The following is a 19,665-nucleotide window of genomic DNA, read 5'->3' on the forward strand; positions in this document are numbered from 1 at the left end:
GGGGCCGGTTATGTCACAGGAAACGCTGTCATGATGGACTGTGCCATCAACATGTAGACGGGAATACCAATCGTCACATTATAGGTAAATGTCAGCCCCAGCGAAGCTGCCAAAGGCAGCGTGGGACTGGCCTCGGGAATCGCCAGCCTTTGTACCGCCGGCACTGCGATATAAGAAGCTGCACCACACAGTACGGCAAACAAAGCATAAGTCCCCAAGCCAAAGGGTTGCCCTAATACAATGCTGTAACCATGGGCTACGACAATGCCCACGAATGCAAACACATTCGGGGCCAGTACACCGAAGAGAATAAATCTCCAACCAGCCGTTTTAAGATCTTTCAAACGTCGACACGCGGTGATACCCATTTCCAGCAGAAACAAGCACAACATTCCGTGAAAAATATTGACAAACAATGTGTCATCAGCCCGGGTCACTGCTTCCCCTTGAAGTCGTCCCAGAAATCCGATGACGATCCCACCAAATAGAAGATATAACCCTGGATTTAGAAAGACCTCATGTAAAAGTTCTTTGCTGAAAATGGGTTCTTTCTTTGAAGGTTCTTCCTCATCTGATTCAATCTCTAAATCATCTGCGACGTCCAGCTCTGCAGCCAGTTGTCGCTTTGTCCCTGTCTGTGGCAGATCCACAACAGCTGTTGCAGTGTGACCATGTGAGGGATAAGCATTACCCTGGCTCAGCGATTCGCCCTGCAATTCTTCTGAATATTCAACTGCTTCTCCTCCTGCCATTTCTAACGCTGGTTGAGTTGCTGGTTGAAAGCCGGGTTCATAAGGCATATTCCCATGAGGGTCCATGCCTTTCTGCCTTAATCGCGACACAAGAAAGAGCGCGACCAGACAACCAGGAATTTCCATGACGGCCAGCATCACAGGCATATAAGCTGCATAAGCAATGTTTGCTGCGGCAATCACTCCCAGACAGGTCACAAAGGTTCCTGCTGAATCCGAACCATAGAACCCGGCGACTGTCGCCGCATCAACCTGTCGCAACTTGGTGGTTCGCTGTAGAATGAAATAAGCAAATAATCCAATACAGAGGTTCGTGACAAACCCAATTCCCATGAACCCCAAAGCCTGCCCAAATTCGGCCAGTGAAAGCGAAGCCAGTTCCTCACCACCGTGCCAGCCAATGGCCACAAGCAGATAGAGGGTCAACCCCTGGTAAACTGCTTTCGGAAATTCAAAGGGGACTTTGAGAATCGGAATCAGAAATCCCATGTAGAAAAATAACAGCAGCGGCTTGAACAGGTTATGAGCAAAATTATGTAAGAAATCGGCTAGCATAGCTTAGTTTCCTCTGGTAGGTAATTGAGACGGTTTCAGTACCGAATTGGGGAGTGATGCGGCAAGGAACTTCACGCTGAATTGCCAACGTGGAAAGCACACAACGACCTTATGCAAGCGTTATGCCATCCCCGATATTTTTCTGTTTTATTTCGCTGGCGTGAATTGAGAACTCTGAAAACGGGATCAATCACTTGAGAAAAAGCATGTAAAATCTGATGGGAGTGCTTTGGCAAAACAAGTTCAGGGCAGCCTGACCTCTCCTGGTGTGCAATAATCTGCAGCTGACACGCAAGAACATGCAGTTCGGACCACCTGCTCTTCTGAGTTCATGACTTACCAGCGGTACTCGAAAGCAATACCTGTTCCACCGGAATACGAGATCGGAAACACGGACCAGTTTCGATCTGCGTTTTGTGTGGCATCGACAGCATTGGTCGCAATCCAGGCCATCCACCAACCGAGGAAGACTTGTGATGGATAATGCCTGTTGTCATTGACTCGGGACAGCGGTGCCAGTGTCGAACCGGCGTAGAAAACGAGTTTGAGCAGTGGTTTATCTGTCATCTTTGCCGCCGCCAGGAACGGGATTGCCCCCATGAAGCTGTGCCCGCTCACACCATTATTATCCTGAAATGGTTTCCAGTTTGCATTCGCGGTGGTTTCTCCCGGGCGTGAGGCACCGGTGACATACTGCATCGCCAACATCGGAGGTGTCCCGACAATAATAGCCCGTATCGAACGTTCGCCCCATTCCCCCGTGGCGTTGACCAGTGGGATCTTTTCAAACAGCGCCCCTGCTGCCCAGGCGGCTGCAAACAACGGAAGCGTGTAACGACCATTACCCAGTTCTTTTTGTGCATGCAACCCATGCAGCCATTCGTCTGAACTGGCACTGTGCACACTGGACTGAAAGTGATTCTGGATTCCCCCATCTAACGAAGTATTCGCCATGATGGCTCCCACACCAAAGCCTCCCGCTAACCAGGTGAGTGATTCTTGAGAATAGTAATTGACATGGTCTGCTTTAACCTGACTCCATAAAGTCAACTGTTCCCCTTGCAGTCCGTCATCAAACGTGCGATCAAACTCATTGGAACCGCCCACAGGGGCGTTTGACAGAAAACCTTCGACCGTGATCAACGCCGGCGGTTCGCTGCCTGGTCCGAATGGATCTTCCACGATCTCAGCCGGTTGATGCAATGGGGGATAATGGATCCCCTCAGGCGGCATATGAAGCCAATCCGGATAGGTAGAACCGTTACGCACTTCATCGGCAGTTTCGACCTCAGAACCAACCACGATTGGCTCACTCACTCGCTGGTAACCTGGCGACTCACTTAATTCAGTACTGAAATCGCGTGTGACAAACGAATTGATGTGCTCTGTCTGTTTGGTGGTAACACAACCTGTCAATAAAACGAGCGCGCTGATACACCAGGAGACCAGAATCTGGCAGCCTCGCAACCGGCACCGCGCATACCCGGTATGCAATGTCAGCGTTTGAGATGAGATCATTATTTGATAATTAAGCTGAGAGAAAGGTAAGTAAGAAGGGATGTCTTGAAGGGAAAGGAGTCGAGAGCGTTCTAAATCAGGGCATGGAATACCAATTAAATTTCAGATATTTTCTGACGGCGAGTCGGTACGTCCAACAGGGATTTCAGGGATGAATTCAGTCATTTCACTCAACATATTTATTTCTGAAACTCAGAATGAATGATGGCTCATTTTGAAGAAATCTGCTCGTGATCTAAATTTCGTTTCACAGTTTGAGCATCCTTCGTTTGTATATTGAGATCCGGAAACCACCGATCCGAATAATATAGTTCGAACGCTGATTGAAAATACGAAACTGCGCTTTTCAGTAATTTCTGATTGGGAACGTGCTGCTGTTCCAGCTGATAACTGGCTCGATCAAGCTCAAAACTTTCTGCTGATTTACCAAACCCGAGAACAACCATCTGATCTTGAGAATTAAGCAATGCGACATCGTGATTGTGCTGCATGATTGCACGCCCTTTTTTCGGATCAGCGTGAAGCGCATCGTAACCGAAAAACACCGAACGGTAGTCACTACCAAGCCTGCCCATGATGGTCGGTGCGATATCCAGCGAACAGGCTAAGGTACTACAGCGTGTCCCCTCGCCTGTTCCCTTCGGTTGAATCATTAAAACCGGAACTCGATAGGAACTCATGGGAAAAAGCTGGCTACCAGAAACCCGGGCTCCATGATCCCCCATCACAATAAAGATCGTATTCTGATAGAAATCGTGCGATTTTGCTTCGCGAAAGAAATAGCCCAATGCCCAGTCAGCATACTTAACTGCGTTTTCACGTGTCTGTTCATTCTCAGGAATTCGACCTTCCGGGTACGTGTAAGGGCGATGGTTGGAAACAGTCAGAATGGTAGCAAAAAATGGGCGACCAGCTGTATGCAAGCTGTCGAGTTCAGTTAACGCCTTGCGAAACAGATCTTCATCGCTGACTCCCCAGGCATTGGCAAAGATCGGATCCTGAATGTCTGACTGCTCAATGAATCGGTTGAACCCGTTCGACTTCATGAAGGAACGCACTCCATCGAACAAGCCTCTTCCCCCGGTCATGAACAGACGCTCGTAACCACGTTTGGCGAGTACGTTTGCGAGAGTATAAACACGGTCGGAATGATCTCGTTTGAGAATCGATTCAGTAGGAATCGGCGGCATAGAGGTCAGTACCGCCTCTAATGCACGCGCCGTTCGATTTCCTGTAGCATAAAAATTATCAAACAAGACTCCTTTTCTGGTCAGTGCGTCGAAGTGAGGAGTGAGCTTGCGGCCATCGCCTAAAACACCAATAAAATCAGACCCCAGGCTCTCTTCCAGAATTAGGACCACATTGTAATCCTGCTGTGGTCTCCCCGTGTTCACAATACGATCTACGGGATTATTCGAACCCTTTTTCAGTTCATCTCGATCGCCAACAATCTGATCCCTCAATTGCTGGTCGACTTCAGAACTTTCCAGCGTGACATAATTTTTGTTGAAGTCAAAACGACAGGTCCACGCGTAATACACGAAACTGTATAATCCGTTCCAGGTACACTCGTTTACGACACGGTCGCGAGATACCTGACGACTTTCCGCACCGGTCGTTGTCCACAAGATCATGATGCTCGTGAGAACGGCTAGCAGGAATCCGTAACGCCGCGTCCAGGGCATGGGGGTCGTAATCCTGTTGTGGAAATACTTCCGCAACAGAAACCAGAAAATCCCTCCACAAAGGCTAACTGTGGCCAGAAGTTCGATCAAGGGGTATGACTGCCAGATATTACAGCAGACTTCGGTAGGATAGACGATATATTCAAAGGCAATGTAATTCAGTCGCGATTGAAACTCATCAAAGAAAATAAATTCAGCAATGCACAGGAACGGCAGAAACAGAAATGCAATGATCCACGTCACATCCAGTAACCAGCGGCTGGCTCGCCCTGCAATTCTTTGATTCGAAACGAAGGTGATATGTAATAACTGGGGAACCACGAAACACAATGCAACTAGCACATCGAACTGAAATCCGACGAAAAACAGACTGAGCCCCTGCCAGAAGGATATTTTTACCAGATCAACATAGGACACCACCATCACGGTACGCAGTAGAATCAGATAGGAAACCGTGATTGCAAAAATGATGGCAATCACAGAATACCGCCCCGACCATTCTGAGAATGCAGAAAACCAGTTTCGTTGAACCAACACCATGTTTTGAGATTTTGATGCTGCAGCAGAGTCTAAATCTGATCGATTTAATTCTGTACCCGATGCTGGCAAGATATTTAACATGTCTCGAATATCCTTCTTCGAAAACCTGATCACTGTTATCAATAATTCAAATCAACTGTCACTGGAGACGAGGTCAAACGTCCTGCCTGAACTCCGAATCTTTTAGTAGTTCTTCATAAAAAAATGTACCCGTTTATCACTGTTCCCCCGCCCCTCGTACTCCTAATTTCTTAGTATTAATCTGCAAAAAAACAGACTCACCCGCGATTGTCTTGCTGCGTTTCCTGACCGTTTTTTTCAGGCTCACGATGCTCTAATAATTCGTGTAATTCAATTCGCCCGTTGTACGCGTCGAAATCATGCACGGAAAAACCAAAATCATGCAACGCGTCTGCCGTCCAGGTTGGCCACGGTGACCAGTTTGCACGCGGCGAGGCAAGCACATCTACGGGTACCCACACACATCCAGTGAAAACAGCGATCACGAAAAGACTGACGGATGCCATGAATCCGGAAACCGAAATGCGGCTGCGCGTATCTTGATTTTTCGCAATTTGTGTTAAACGTCGCGCACGCTTCGCCGTGAGGCTCTTTCCGCGTCCAAATGCCAGTGGTGTTGGAGTATCGTCTGCCTGTGATGCGCTATATTCAATGATCGTCAGCAACGTTCGCAAATACATGGCAATCTCTGCCGGCGACTCAATTGCTGCTTCGTCACAGGCAAATTCCCGACTCAATGCGGACTGCTGCGATGCCCACCAGACCATCGGATGAAACCAGAAGACCGCCTCGACCAGACGCTGCAGAAATAACTGTAGAGGATGCCCGGTTTTGAGATGTTCCAATTCATGCCGAATAACGAAGTTTAGTTTTTGTTGATCAAATCCGAGTAGATATTCGGGCAATACAATATAGGGATGATGAAATTGTGAGCAGAAAGGAGTCATCAATCTTGTACTTGTCAGCAATCGGAGCCTTTGCTTCAATGGCGCACCTGATAATTCAGGTGTCTCATTCCGATCCTTATCGGAAATAATTTGATCGGGATCAATCAGCTGGCATGATTTGAGAAATTGATTCACTTGAACAGCACGAATCAGAAATACCAATAGAGAAACCACGGCTCCCGTTAACCAGATCAAAAACAGTGCATGTCCTAATTGCATCTCGAACGTTACCAGTGTTGTTGCACTCTGTGAATCAATCGAAGACCAGGGTTGGAACAATCTGGGATGAGGAAATAGTAAAGCAACGACGAGTAGCATTAATAAGGCCACATAGCAGACCGTCCAAAGTTGACACTGCACCCGTTCGCTGTTTACCAGTCGTCCCAGCCAATGGGCCACGATAATCACAAATGCGGCCTGCACGGAGACGGAAACGACTAACTCCAGAAATTGAGTTGAGGTCATACGTCTTCCTCCAGTGACTGAATTGCCTGTTTTAACTCCTCGATATCCGATTGAGACATGGTATCACTCCCGACCAGACTCAATACGAGTGACTTGACCGAACCATCAAACAGACGCTGTGTCAGGTCGTTCGCCATACTCCGACTGACCTTCTCACGTGAAACCGCTGGTTCGTAGACAAATGCACGACCTTCTTTCTTTTTATGAACAACGCCTCGTGTTTCATCGAGTATCTTCAAGGTCGTCATCACAGTTGTGTAGGCCAAGGGACGTTCCAATGAATCAACGACTTCCTGGACTGTTGCACGTCTTTTTTTCCAGACGATATCCATCACTTCGAGTTCACATTTGGTTAAATGATATTTTGACATGAAACAATCCCTTTCACTCGAATCGACGTATACTTAGTTCTCATAATTCAATTTTTTCATCAATCACACCGCAGATCAAGCAACGTCAAACAGCCTTTGTTTAGAGCTAATTTGTCCTGCGAGCCAGCCTCTGGTAAGTCAACGAATCAAGCGATTCGGAAAGAATTCGAATCCGACCATCGGCCCATAAAAAATGTGCGCCACCGGGGTGGCGACTGGAAAATTCGCATTCATCGCACAGTTTACAATTCGGTGAAGTCATCGCACTGCCCACAATACGGCATGCGGCATCCTCACCTGAATAGTCCACTCCCAACCAGGTTGAAGGTACCTGTGCCATCGTGCGTTCTCCGACAATAATCGTATTACTTAAGCCACGCTGCAAGTGGGCAAAGCGAACTGGGATCGATTCACGGAATGTCCCATCTCCGGGAGGCGCTGGGATGCCATCGTCTGCTTCCACTGTTCCATACACGCCAACATAACTGGCTGTCGGTAGTTCGATGAGCGGAACCATTGTCGCACTGTAGGCATTTTCTTTATAAAGGATAAACGTTGGGTCTACGATGTCTGACGGGCACCGAAAGTTGGCAATCGAAATACTTCGCGCAAGCTGATTGGAGGGGTGGCTGATAATCTGGTTCCGATCAATTTGATCATAAATCGCCCGTTGTTCCAGATAGGGTAATAAGGGGACTGCCCAGCTATAGATGGATTTTTTTGAGCTTTCCCACTGCCAGCCAGCAGGCAGACAACCGCTGACCTCGTGATAAGAATGTAGCGCGAGGCCGATTTGTTTGAGTTGATTTTTACACTGTAACTGACGCGCTGCTTCACGTGCAGAACTAACAGCCGGAAGGATCAGACTGACCAGAGTGGTGATCACACCAAACGTCACCAGTAATTCAAGCACTGTAAAACCACGGCACTGAGAATCATTCCGTTGCTGGGACGGCAAACAAGCCCTCATTTGATTCGATCCATAATTCATGTGTCTTGTTTCTTTTTCAGTGCCCATTCCATTGAGAAGTCGCTTTTTACTAATCCTTTAGTATTTTGTCAAGCGTATCTTTTTGCCGTATTCCCCCGAGGGAAAGCACTGCACTCATCGGAATACAGAAAAGAAAAACAACTGGAGAATGGCCGTGGGTGTCCTCAAGCGACTCAATGATGCTTCTTGGAACGCTTAATTGCTTTTTCTATTTCCACTGCCAGGAAAACGATCGTTGAGAGTGCCAGCGTTACCGCCAGTTCCCCGGCCGTGAGTGGTACGGTCTTAAAAATGGGATTGAGAAATGGCACATAAATCGTGAGCATCTGTAATAGGAAAGTCAGTAAGACGGCACCGAGAAGTGGCTTATTAGAGAAGGCCCCTTGCGTAAAGAATGATTCCTCTTCGGATCGAATGGCCAAGACGTGCCCCATCTGACTCAAGCAGAGTACGGTAAAGACCATGGTTTGCCAGTGCGCCTGTTTAGCATCGATGAACCAGGCCTGGGTCATGATAGAAATAGCCCCCATCAATAGCCCTACCCAGATAATATGTGTTCCAAGACCTCGTGCAAAAATACTCTCTTTCGGATCTCTGGGGGGACGACTCATGATATTTTTCTCGCCTGGCTCGGCTGCTAATGCCAGACCAGGGACACCATCAGTGACCAGATTGATCCACAGGATATGGATTGGCAGCAGGGGAATCGGCAAACCAAGCAGCGGTGCCAGAAAGATGGTCCATATTTCGCCTAAATTACTGGTCATCGTGTATTTGATAAACTTGCGAATATTATCAAAGATACGCCGGCCTTCTCTGACTGTTTTGACAATGGTCGCAAAGTTATCATCCAGTAGCAGCATGTGGGAAGCTTCCTTAGAGACATCGGTGCCAGTAATCCCCATCGCCACTCCAATATCTGCCCGTTTTAAAGCCGGCGCGTCATTGACGCCATCCCCGGTCATCGCCACAAAGTGACCTTTATCCTGCAGTGCTTTGATGATTTTCAATTTTTGTTTCGGTGCAACTCGTGCATAGACCCGAATCTTTTCCACCTTGTTTTCAAATTCATCCAGGGGAAGCCGTTCGAGTTCCTGGCCGGTCATGACGGACTCCCCTGGCCCACTGATAATTCCGACTCGTCTGGCAATCACCTCGGCTGTCAGCGGGTGATCCCCTGTGATCATCACTGGATGAATCCCTGCAGACCGACATTGAGCCACCGACTCCGCTGCCTCGGGACGAGGTGGATCCAGCATACCGACGATTCCAATCAGGACCAGTTTTGATTCCACGTGTTCTGAAGTCAGTGGATCAGGAAGCGCGTCCCAGACCCGCAGTCCTAATCCCAAGGTCCTGAGTCCCTCACCGGCAATCTGTTCCGACACTTCTAAAACTTTTGAGCGGTTGATCTCTGCCTGACCTTCGTGAGTCAGTAATCGCTCGGAGCGTTCGACGATTTCCTCAGCCGCCCCTTTGGTGAAAGAAATGATCTGATCGTTTTCCCATGGGTGGAACGTGGTCATCAGCTTTCGTTCCGAATCAAAGGGGATCTCGGCCAGTCTGGGGTATTTCTCTTCAAGCTTCTCTCGAACGAAGCCCTTCTCTTGCGCCAGCTCAAACAGCGCGATTTCAGTGGGATCACCGATAATTTCACCTGAAACATCATGCTGCGCGTCATTGCAGAGCGCTAGAGCAAGCAATAATTCTTCGGATTGATTTCTCTCAACGGACGAATCTTCCGAAGCTGAGATTGGTTTTGTCGCTGCCAGGTCTTCAGTTTGGCAAACATGCCCCTCGACATAAACCTGCTCCACAGTCATGCGATTTAAAGTCAGTGTCCCTGTCTTATCAGAGCAGATATAGGTCACCGATCCAAGCGTCTCCACTGCGGGAAGTTTACGTATCAGAGCCTGTTGCTTAACCAGTTTCCGGGCCCCAAGTGCCAATGAAATCGTAATCACCGCTGGTAACGCTTCCGGAATGGCTGCTACAGCCAAAGAAATCGCCGTAAGCAGCATCAACAGAGGGGGCTCGCCCCGCAGAAGGCCAGCGAGAAAAACGATGGCACAAATCGCCAGCACGGCATACGCCAGCTTTTGACTAAATGTATTCAACCGCTTCTGAAGTGGGGTTCGTCCCTCTTCCTGATCCTGCAACAAAACAGCGATCTGTCCCAGTTCCGTCTGCATCCCCGTGCCGACTACAAGACCACGCCCTCGGCCGAAGGTAACCAGCGTTCCTTTATAAGACATATTTTTCCGGTCGCCGAGAGAGAGTTCTTCGTGCGCGAGTGACGCAGTCTGCTTCTCTACGGGCATCGACTCTCCGGTCAATGCAGCTTCATCAACTTGCAGCTGAACCGTTTCGGTCAATCGAAGATCAGCTGGCACCACATTACCCGCTTCCAGAATCACCAGATCTCCAGGAACAAGCTGCTCCGCGGTGATTGATTCAACCTGTCCGTCCCGTACCACAGTCGTCGAAGGGGCTGCCATTTTTTTTAGTGCGGCCATCGCCTTCTCGGCGCGGTATTCCTGAACGAACCCAAGTACGGCATTCAACAAGACAATCACCGCGATGGTGATGGTATCTGCCGGTTCGCCTATGATTCCCGCTACAACAGCCGCAGCAATCAGTACCAAGATCATAAAATCCTTAAACTGATCCAGAAACATCATCCCTAATGATTTCCGTTTTTTTTCGATCAGTTCATTTGGTCCGACGCGTTCCAGGCGCAGTCGGGCCTCTTGGGAACTCAATCCCTGATCAGACGATTCTAATTTTTCCGCGACATCTGTTGGATCAAACTGGTGCCAGTTGATTGATCTCGTTTCCATTCCGCTCATCAATCACCTCTCATAAACCGAATGAAGCATGAGGCGTTATGCGACCAAACAACTTCCCTCGATTGAGACTATTCTTAATTCTGATTGTGGTAATTATCGCCATCACTGCACAACACGTTGTACCAAACTTCGTACAGCAACGCGTTCAATGATTTTATCGAATTCTCTGCAATTCAGCTATAGTCACCCGGATTCAACAACGAGAGCTAAAATCATAATCGTAATCTGGTAAACGAATAGAATTGATTGCGCGATAGACTTAATGGCATCGATGTGGTTCAAATGAAAGATCGGTGATGCAGTGTCTGGATTGATCACAGCTTGTTCTGTTGACGATATTCGAGGAACACGAGATTGATAATGAATGTCTGTGTGCCAGAGAACCTATTCTCACGTCGCGAATTACTGCGTATTGGTGTGCTGGGCACAATGAGGATTTCGTTGTCTCAACTGGTGGCATCAAAGCGGGGTTCGTTTACGGTGCCAATGACCGCTCAAGTGCTGTCCCCATACAAAGCCCGATCACTCCCGGCGATATCATGGCGACAATTGATCGATTACTTGGGGTAGACCACCCTCATATTTTGTACGACACGCTCAACCGCCCTCACACGGTTGTTCCTCAAACTCGTATCATTCAGGACTTGACTGACTTGCACAAATGGACACATCCGCTTATCTAAAGAGATCTTCCAAGAGTCATGCTCTATGATTTCTCAAAACCAAGTCAATCAAAGTTTGAAATAGATTTTCCGACTTCCTAAACAAACTGAAAGATGGCATAAGAAGCTTTTATGCTTCCTTTTTTATCACCATTTTCTGGTCTAAATACCCTCTCACCCCAGTCTGGCGATTCATTACAAGTGTTCACAATCCCGTTGTCACTCGAAACCACTTCTTACGGATCACTTCATTAAGATTTTTATGTTACCAGATATGTAAACCGTTGATTCCTTGACTCTGAGAATCGCACCGGTTCTAATCACTCGTTCACGCAATTTCTACTTTGGAATGTGGGGAAAGTTAAGTCCAAATGAGCGATATCAAAATTGAAGTCTGGGACGCAACCGGAAACAAAAGACAAGTCATTGAAGTTCCGAATGATGCGGAAATTGACCGTCTCATATCCGTTCTGATTGGGAGAATGAATCTTCCAAGCCATAGCCCGGACGGGCAACTGATGAGCTATAAATTTCATCACAAAAGCTCCGGACGCCAGCTCTTACACTCTGATACGTTAGAGTCTGCAATGGTTCAAGATGGTGACATTCTCCGCCTGCAACCGGAAATCACAGCAGGATCTTGAACGAATAGGGCGAAAGTGAATCACATGAATGATGTTCTTAATCTGACCGATATCGACCAGCCTGACGACCGGTTTTCTCGATTTAATCTGATCGGGTGGTGGGATCAGGAAAAACTATCTTCATCGAATGCCCTGGTCATTGGCGCGGGAGCAATCGGAAATGAGCTGATTAAAAATCTTGCCCTCTTAGGTATCGGTAATCTGATGGTTGCCGATCTGGATAACATCGAAAACTCTAATCTTTCGCGATCAATTCTCTATCGCGAAGCAGATTGTGGACGCAGCAAAGCAGAAGTTGCTGCAGAGCGGGCACGTTCCATCTACCCGGAAATGAATTCACACTTCTTTCACGGCAATGTCGTTTATGACCTAGGGCTGGGAGTCTATCGATGGGCAGATGTCATTCTCGGCGGACTCGACAACCGCGAAGCACGCGTTGCCATAAACCAATCTGCTGCGCGCGTAGGTAAGCCCTGGATTGATGGTGCAATCGAACGGCTTGATGGGGTTGCCAGAGTTTTCAATCCTCTGACTGGTCCCTGTTACGAATGTACCATGAACGAAGTCGACTGGAAAATGCTTGAGTCTCGAAGAAGCTGTGCCTTGTTGACTCGCGACGAAATGGAACAGGGAAAAGTTCCCACAACTCCCACAACCTCATCCGTCATTGCCGGAATTCAAGTTCAGGAAGCCCTGAAGATGATTCATGGACTCGAAACACTCGAAGGACAAGGCTATGTTTTCGATGGTACGAATCATCAGAGTTATCTTGTGAAATACTCCCGTCTGGAAGACTGTCCGACTCATGATCATTTTGAACCCATCATTGAGCTCTCTCAGAACAGCCAGATCCAAGCTGGTACGTTTCTCGATATCATCTTATCTGACCTTGGTCCAGAAGCCGTTGTCGAGTTTAATCAGGATTTGATTGAATCATTCACCTGCCATTCCTGTCAGGAAACAGAGATTTATCACTCTTCACTGGGGCAAGTCACCGAGAGTAATGCAATTTGCCCCGATTGCGGGGAACATCGGGTGCCCCATTTTTTCCACTCACTCAATTCCGATTCGAAATTTCTCGATCTGACGCTGAATGAACTGGGAGTTCCATTGTGGGATATTCTTACCGGGCGGATGGGAATGGAACAGAAATATTATGAATTATCCGGAGATCGCCAACAGGTGTTGGGGCCTCTCGCATCAGGGAATAATAAAGAATGACCGGCCCCGATATACATCAGCTAAAAAACGAAAATTTTTCGGAAGTAGAATTTCCGATTAAGCCACATTCCGATTTTCGTCTGTTAATCTCGCCCACTGTTCACCAAGGCATTCAGGATCACGCTGCTAAAGATACAACTGTCGAAATTTGCGGTGTACTTGTAGGTGAATGGCACCGAGACGAACATGGCCCTTTTGCTAATATCACTCAATATATTCGCTGTAATCAGGCAGCCAGTAAATTTGCAGAAGTCACGTTTACTCACGAATCATGGTCTCAAATCAACAGTGACATGGATTCTAAATATTCAGATTTGAGAATCATCGGCTGGTATCACTCTCATCCTGATTTTGGAATTTTTCTTTCTGATCGAGATGTTTTCATACAGGAAAATTTTTTCTCAGGTCCCGGTCAAGTCGCATATGTTGTCGATCCCGTTCGAAAACTGGAGGGCGTGTTTGAATGGAGAAATGGAAAACCAGTTCTCATGAGTCATTATTGGGTGGGCGAAAAAGTCTGGAGCCTGGAAGCCAGTGAAGCACCTTTGAACCAATCTGGTAATGTCGCTTCCCCCTTCCATTCAGATTCTCACTCTCCATCCACACTACAGAGAGAAGAACCTCCATTTTTTAGAGGTTCCATCCAACTTCTGATGGGGCTCAGTCTGTTTCTGATTGGATACCTGCTCGCAGGAGCTAAATCAAGATGGGAGCAGGAAATGATTGTCACTGGTGTTGTAGAACACTACGGCACAAATAAATTAATCAAGCCTGGGTTTGAGGATAAACTCCGAGAAGTTAATCAGCGTCTGCAGGAAGTCAACCATCTGTTTGGAACACTTTCAGCAACAATGCCGGAAGGGTCGACAAAAGAGCAAATTGAAATTGAAAAAAAGAAGCGAATGGCGATTTCTCAAACCCTAGCGCTGTGTTCGCAAGCTTTAAGCATGATTCAAACACAATATGGGCTAACAGACCAGGAACGCAAGGCACTGACGAAATATATAAAACGTAAGCAAAGAGAACTCAAAGATGGTCAGAAAGCCAATTCCAAATCAGATGCTGATACAACAGAGCAACAACCCCAGAATCAGTCCGATTCCGCTAAGAAACCAAATGAGTTAAATACAAGAAATAAAGTACCTCAAGAAACCGAGACATTGAAATCAGAGAGCAAATAGGGATACACTATTTTTCCGTCATTTTATTTATCAGTGATGAGACGATAAATAAACGAAGGGCGATTTCATCAAATTAAGGATCACATGATGTCAGATTCCATGAAGATCACGTCAGATGAGCTTTATTCAAGTGACGTTGATGAATATGTCGAACTGCAGTCCTTTCTCCGGAGAGATGCGGGACCGATCAACGACCGTCCCTGGATCATTCGCGTCATCTACGCCAACTGGTTCTATATGGCGTTTTGTGGTGGTCTGGGTGGTTTTCTGGGGTGGCTGATACTCGAACCGTTCTTCGATGACAATGAAATCGGCGAGGAACTCAACATTGCGGGACTGCTTCTGTTCCCCGTAACGGCTGCTTTTATCGGTCTTTTTCTGGGCGCTGCAGAAGGTCTTATTTGTCGAAATACTCTGCGCGCAATCAAATCAAGTGCTGTCGGCCTGGGCGTGGGATTTCTTGGGGGATTGATTGCATTATTCCCAACGGGAATCGTATTCGGCATCATGTCAGCAATCGCGCTGGGATTGATGGACGATCCCATACCCGGAGAGATGCCGATGGGCATGGCTCTGTTGGTGTTGATGATGGGACGGGCTGCTGCATGGAGCATCGTTTCTATTCCTGCAGGAATCGGACAGGGAATTGCTCTGAAGGAAAAGAAAGTGATTATCAACGGACTGGTTGGTGCCGTTCTAGGGGGTCTCATCGGAGGACTCTTGTTCGATCCAATCAGCTTAGTCCTCACCAGTGAAGATGGTCAGGCAACCTATTCTAGAGCGGTCGGACTAACGACTATTGGTATCTTTGTGGGATTGTTTATCGGGCTTGTCGAAGGCTGGACAAAAACGGCCTGGGTCTTGATGCAGAAAGGGCCGCTCGCCGGAAAGCAATTTATTATTTACAAGGACACAACCGTTCTGGGAAGTTCTCCCAAGGCCGATATCTATCTTTTCAAAGATGATGCGATTGAACCGCGACATGCGTTAATTATCAATCGAGGAGGTCGCTTTGAAATCGAAGATTGCAGTACCCCTGATGGAACCTATATTAATGGGATCCCCATCACCTCAACGACATTACAAGACAAAGATCAAATTGTACTTGGAAAAACAGTGCTCGAATTTTCTTTCAAAGAAAATACCAGTTGATAGAATTTTCGTAACCTGAACCGTCTCAACCCATCACATTTAATACTTAGACCAAGAAAATTTGCACTATGACTATCCGTGTAACATGTAGTTCTTGTGGCAAGCAAATTAAAGCTAAGGACTCCTCCGCTGGTAAAAAAGGGAAATGTCCTGATTGCGGGGGGATCATTAAAATCCCTGATCTTCAAGCAGATGAGATTTACGATGCCGAGTCAACAGGTGAGGATGATCCTTTTGGCTTTGATGATTTCGACCCGAACGAGGGCGAATCAATTCCCTCCTCAAAAAGAAAAGCTTGCCCCAGTTGTGGAGAGGATATCGCAAAGTCAGCATCCAAATGCCGATTTTGTGGAGAAATATTTGACCCGGCATTAAAAGCCATAGCCAGAAAAGAAGCTAAGAAAAACCGGAAGAAAGACAGTGCATACATCGATGAAGATATGACAACAGGCGACTGGGTTGTTGCCGCTCTTTGTTCAGGAATTGGATGTATTGCAGGAATTGTCTGGATGATTCAAGGGAAACCGAAAGGGGGAAAAATGGTATTAGTCTCAATAGGTTTCGCCGTTCTCTGGAATGTCATTACTGCTGCGATTAGAGCAATGAATCAGCAATAACCCAAGATCACGTTTCAGCAAAAAATGGATCCCAGAACCCGTTTACCTGGTTCAATAACTTCTTATATTGACGCTTATTTTAAGAAAATCCTGTCGTGCCTGATAATATCGTAAGTTGTGATTGTGGAGTGAAGGTTCGACTTCCTGATTCAAAGAGAAACCGTTCATTCCAGTGCCCCAAATGCAAGAAATCGATTGCATTAACGACGGATTTGAAAGTTCTTTTCAGCTCCCCTTTGGATAGTGGCCAAAAAGCGGTTTGCCCGATCTGTCAAACTGATATCCAAGCCGATGAAAGCTGCGTCCAATGTCCCGACTGTGACCAAACCCATCATCAAGAGTGCTGGAGTGAAATTGGTGGATGCGGGACGTATGGTTGTCAACAGGCGCCTGCTGTGATCGATGCTGACAAAACATCTCAAGCACCATTAACCGCATGGGGGGATACCAAAGAGTGCCCCGCCTGCGGAGAAGTGATCAAATCAATCGCCCTCAAATGCAGATACTGTAATACAACCTTTGATTCCACAGATCCAATGTCTCTCAAGGATTTGAAAAATCAATACGATCGAGGAGAGCGTGTTGATTCCATGAGGAATAGTGTGATCGGTTTATTTGTTTTTTCGATGATCGGCATCCTGGCTCCTCTCGCACTGCTGATCAGTTTGATTTATGTACTGCCACGAAAAAAACAACTCTCACAATCAGGACCGATTACTTCTGTACTGGCATGGGTTTCAGTCGGTTTAAACATTTTTTACACCCTTTTGATGTTTCTGTTCTATATACTGAGTAATTAAGGACTTTCGTCTCCTTATTTACAAACAACAGGATCTGTGTCTAAATTCTTAACCTGGATGAGCCCCTATGGATCAGGACAGAAACAATTCAAATGAGAGCCCTTATTTCCGCGTTGCAGGGGAACGAGAGGCGGGGGTGAAATGTGCGCGGTGTAATAAAGAAATCGAACAGGGTGAGTTGACTGCCAGTTGCATGAAATGCGGTGGACTTCATCATCAAACCTGCTGGACGGATTACCTGAATTGCGGCTCCTACCAATGCTCGCAAGGCACAATGACCGACACTTCCTCGACAGCCCTGGTCATTTCACGAGACGATTTAAACCATGCAGAGCCACTTCCTGTAATTCCAAGTTACACGGATAATGCACTTGCCATTTCCGAAAAACCAAAGCAACTGTGGAATAAACTCGCAATCTGGGCATTTTTCATCTCGCTTCTTGGTATCCCGTTATTCGGAATCGTCACGGGACTCATAGCAATGATCTTGGCCTGTATTGCATTAGTTTCACACCCAACTCACAAGAAAGGATTTGGTTTAGCAGTCGCAGGGTTAATGATTGGTTTTTTCGAAATCATCGGCTGGTCTGCAGGGATCTATTTTTATAGCGACACGCCCCACACCAACTCGATTGCATTCAGTGAGTATGCCTTTGACCCTTCGTCTTTGGACAATTTACCAAGCCACTTAAAAAGAGCGATGAAGTCCAATGTCCTGATCGAAGTCAATAATGGCCTGTTCGGTCACGGAATGGGAAGCGGAGTCATTCTATCAACGGTCGACGGGAAATCGTTCATTGTGACGAATCGTCATGTGATTGATCCTGATTATAATGGAAGTTCTCAGGGCGTTCCTGCCGACTTCGACAAAACAGATCGAGTCACTGTCCAGACAATTGGACAAATTCCTGTTCCAGGCAAGATTGAATGGATTGCGCCACACGGAATCGATCTGGCTTTGGTCTCAGCACCACTCAACAAAAAAAGCGTAAGTGAAGCCTTCTGGAACCAGGATAACACCCCGCTTATCGGCTCAAAAGTCTTTGCCATTGGTAATCCTCATGCACTTGGCTGGACGCATTCCAATGGGAATCTTTCTCAGTATCGGAAACAGACTAAGGGAGCGTTTACTTACCAGATCATTCAAACAACCACGCCTCTTAATCCAGGTAACTCAGGCGGTGGGTTATATGATGAGAACGGCTTACTTATTGGAATTAACACGATGACAGGAGATAAACGAGTTGCAGAAGGGCTCGGCTTTGCGATCGCATTTAATACACTGCTAGACTTGATACCAGGCACTTTTCAAATCCCGGTTCAGCAAGGTAAAATAGAAGGCGATGCTGCCAATGAGTCCAAAACAAAAAACTAATAATCAAGGTTCTAATTAGATGAGCAATGTTCGACTGCGAAGGCTCGCTGCTGACTATGTCAAACTGAAAGAATATATTCGCCTTCATCCACGTGTTTCGCTGCTGCAAGTCACTGGTGATCCACCTGAGAAGTTTCAGTTGCAGTATGTCATCAAAAGCGTTCGTTTGCAAAACCAGGAAGTTGTTCCGGTCAAAACCCATACTGTGGAGATCTCTCTACCTCGGAACTACCCACGAACTCCGCCTCAATGCCGAATGCTCAGTCCTGTATTCCATCCCAATATCGCCCCACATGCAATTTGTGTTGGGGACCATTGGAGTGCAGGTGAATCATTGCAATCCATTATAATACGCATTGGTGAAATTCTGGCATACCAGAGTTACAACCTCAAAAGCCCACTCAATGGAGAAGCTGCCCGATGGGCTGAGCAAAATAGTGAGAATTTTCCCACAGACACTGTCAGCCTGCTCCCAGAAGAAAAGAGTAAGAAAAGGCAGCCTCTTTCTAAGACAGAAGATTCCCCAAAGAAGTCTCTAAGTCAAAAAATACTAATCTGTCCTTCGTGTCAGGCAAGATACCGATTACCAGCAGAATTCCAGAAGAGCAGAGTCCGCTGCAAAAAATGTGAAGAAATCATCGAAATCCCTGTTGCATAGCAAACACTGCCCCATCGCAAGCAACATCAGCGATCCCAAACTGGAAATTCCCCGTTAATCCGGAAAGAGAGACCGAGGCGACTCATATGAATCTACCTCATAATGAGCTCACTGAGACTCACAAAGACATTGATGAAGAATACTTACAGTCTCGGATAAGAGTGTTCCAGAAACGACAACGTTTTATGCTGGGACTCTCCATTGCTGTGATCATTGCATCCTTCAGCATGCGAAACCTGGACACCGGGAAGGTGCAAGTCAGCTGGCTTCCTTATATTCCCATACCCGAACTGTGTGGCTCTCGTGCCCTATTTGGCGTCAGCTGTCCAGGCTGTGGCCTTACCAGAAGTTTTATTGCTCTGGCAGAGGGAGATCTCGCAACATCAATTCAACTGAACCAAATCGGCTGGATCATGGCTCTTGCAATAATCGCTCAAATTCCGTACCGCATTTACATGATGTGCCAACCACCCCAATCGGTAATTGATCTCCGCTGGCCAAAATGGTTTGCCACATTTCTGATTACCATACTCATCGGGAGTTGGTTGTCCAAGACTCTCATCTAACTCAACGTGGCAGCGTTTCCATTGAACGTGAGAAGCACTTCAACGGCACAGCATTAATGATGCCGAGAGACTTCTAAGGAGTCTCTCGGAAATCG

Annotated in this window: 14 protein-coding genes; 7 read left to right on the plus strand and 7 right to left on the minus strand. The window is 47.0% G+C overall.

What is annotated here, in order from left to right; translation table 11 throughout:
* Positions 1 to 8 precede the first annotated feature (8 nt).
* From AAC022_RS20050 to AAC022_RS20080, 7 genes are all read right to left on the minus strand, one after another.
* Complete coding sequence (locus AAC022_RS20050) at positions 9 to 1,307, minus strand: sodium-dependent bicarbonate transport family permease (protein WP_339733831.1); 1,299 nt, start codon at positions 1,305 to 1,307, stop codon at positions 9 to 11.
* Positions 1,308 to 1,643: 336 nt separating this feature from the next.
* The gene (locus AAC022_RS20055) at positions 1,644 to 2,825 is read right to left on the minus strand and encodes a phosphatase PAP2 family protein (protein WP_339733833.1); all 1,182 of its coding nucleotides are present in this window, start codon (positions 2,823 to 2,825) and stop codon (positions 1,644 to 1,646) included.
* A 209-nt stretch (positions 2,826 to 3,034) separates the two neighbouring features.
* Positions 3,035 to 5,131 (minus strand): LTA synthase family protein, encoded by a 2,097-nt coding sequence (locus tag AAC022_RS20060; protein WP_339733834.1) that lies wholly within the window; start codon positions 5,129 to 5,131, stop codon positions 3,035 to 3,037.
* Positions 5,132 to 5,328: 197 nt separating this feature from the next.
* On the minus strand, positions 5,329 to 6,483 hold the full coding sequence (locus AAC022_RS20065) for a M56 family metallopeptidase (RefSeq protein ID WP_339733836.1): 1,155 nt from the start codon (positions 6,481 to 6,483) through the stop codon (positions 5,329 to 5,331).
* The gene (locus AAC022_RS20070) at positions 6,480 to 6,854 is read right to left on the minus strand and encodes a BlaI/MecI/CopY family transcriptional regulator (protein ID WP_339733838.1); all 375 of its coding nucleotides are present in this window, start codon (positions 6,852 to 6,854) and stop codon (positions 6,480 to 6,482) included. Before AAC022_RS20070 ends, AAC022_RS20065 begins: the two co-directional genes overlap by 4 nt.
* Positions 6,855 to 6,960: 106 nt before the next feature.
* Entirely contained in the window at positions 6,961 to 7,824 is an 864-nt protein-coding gene (locus AAC022_RS20075; RefSeq protein ID WP_339733840.1) for a DUF1559 domain-containing protein, read from the minus strand.
* A gap of 194 nt (positions 7,825 to 8,018) precedes the next feature.
* Positions 8,019 to 10,685 (minus strand): cation-translocating P-type ATPase, encoded by a 2,667-nt coding sequence (locus tag AAC022_RS20080; protein WP_339733842.1) that lies wholly within the window; start codon positions 10,683 to 10,685, stop codon positions 8,019 to 8,021.
* Positions 10,686 to 11,727: 1,042 nt separating this feature from the next.
* On the opposite strand from AAC022_RS20080, the gene AAC022_RS20085 reads away from it, so the two are divergent.
* The 7 genes from AAC022_RS20085 to AAC022_RS20115 all read left to right on the plus strand — a co-directional run bounded on the left by AAC022_RS20085 (position 11,728) and on the right by AAC022_RS20115 (position 19,570).
* Positions 11,728 to 12,000, plus strand: a complete 273-nt coding sequence (locus tag AAC022_RS20085) for an EsaB/YukD family protein (RefSeq protein ID WP_339733844.1) — start codon at positions 11,728 to 11,730, stop codon at positions 11,998 to 12,000.
* Between the two features lie 24 nt (positions 12,001 to 12,024).
* The gene (locus AAC022_RS20090; protein WP_339733845.1) at positions 12,025 to 13,221 is read left to right on the plus strand and encodes a ThiF family adenylyltransferase; all 1,197 of its coding nucleotides are present in this window, start codon (positions 12,025 to 12,027) and stop codon (positions 13,219 to 13,221) included.
* Positions 13,218 to 14,402, plus strand: a complete 1,185-nt coding sequence (locus AAC022_RS20095) for a Mov34/MPN/PAD-1 family protein (protein ID WP_339733847.1) — start codon at positions 13,218 to 13,220, stop codon at positions 14,400 to 14,402. The genes AAC022_RS20090 and AAC022_RS20095 overlap by 4 nt, the downstream gene beginning before the upstream one ends.
* An 84-nt stretch (positions 14,403 to 14,486) precedes the next feature.
* Entirely contained in the window at positions 14,487 to 15,554 is a 1,068-nt protein-coding gene (locus tag AAC022_RS20100; RefSeq protein WP_339733848.1) for an FHA domain-containing protein, read from the plus strand.
* A 68-nt stretch (positions 15,555 to 15,622) separates the two neighbouring features.
* On the plus strand, positions 15,623 to 16,171 hold the full coding sequence (locus AAC022_RS20105) for a hypothetical protein (RefSeq protein WP_339733850.1): 549 nt from the start codon (positions 15,623 to 15,625) through the stop codon (positions 16,169 to 16,171).
* Positions 16,172 to 17,038: 867 nt separating this feature from the next.
* Positions 17,039 to 18,346 (plus strand): trypsin-like peptidase domain-containing protein, encoded by a 1,308-nt coding sequence (locus tag AAC022_RS20110; protein ID WP_339733851.1) that lies wholly within the window; start codon positions 17,039 to 17,041, stop codon positions 18,344 to 18,346.
* 744 nt (positions 18,347 to 19,090) lie between these two features.
* On the plus strand, positions 19,091 to 19,570 hold the full coding sequence (locus AAC022_RS20115) for a DUF2752 domain-containing protein (protein WP_339733853.1): 480 nt from the start codon (positions 19,091 to 19,093) through the stop codon (positions 19,568 to 19,570).
* Positions 19,571 to 19,665 lie beyond the last annotated feature (95 nt).

It is taken from the genome of uncultured Gimesia sp. (genome assembly GCF_963976445.1).
GTDB lineage: Bacteria > Planctomycetota > Planctomycetia > Planctomycetales > Planctomycetaceae > Gimesia.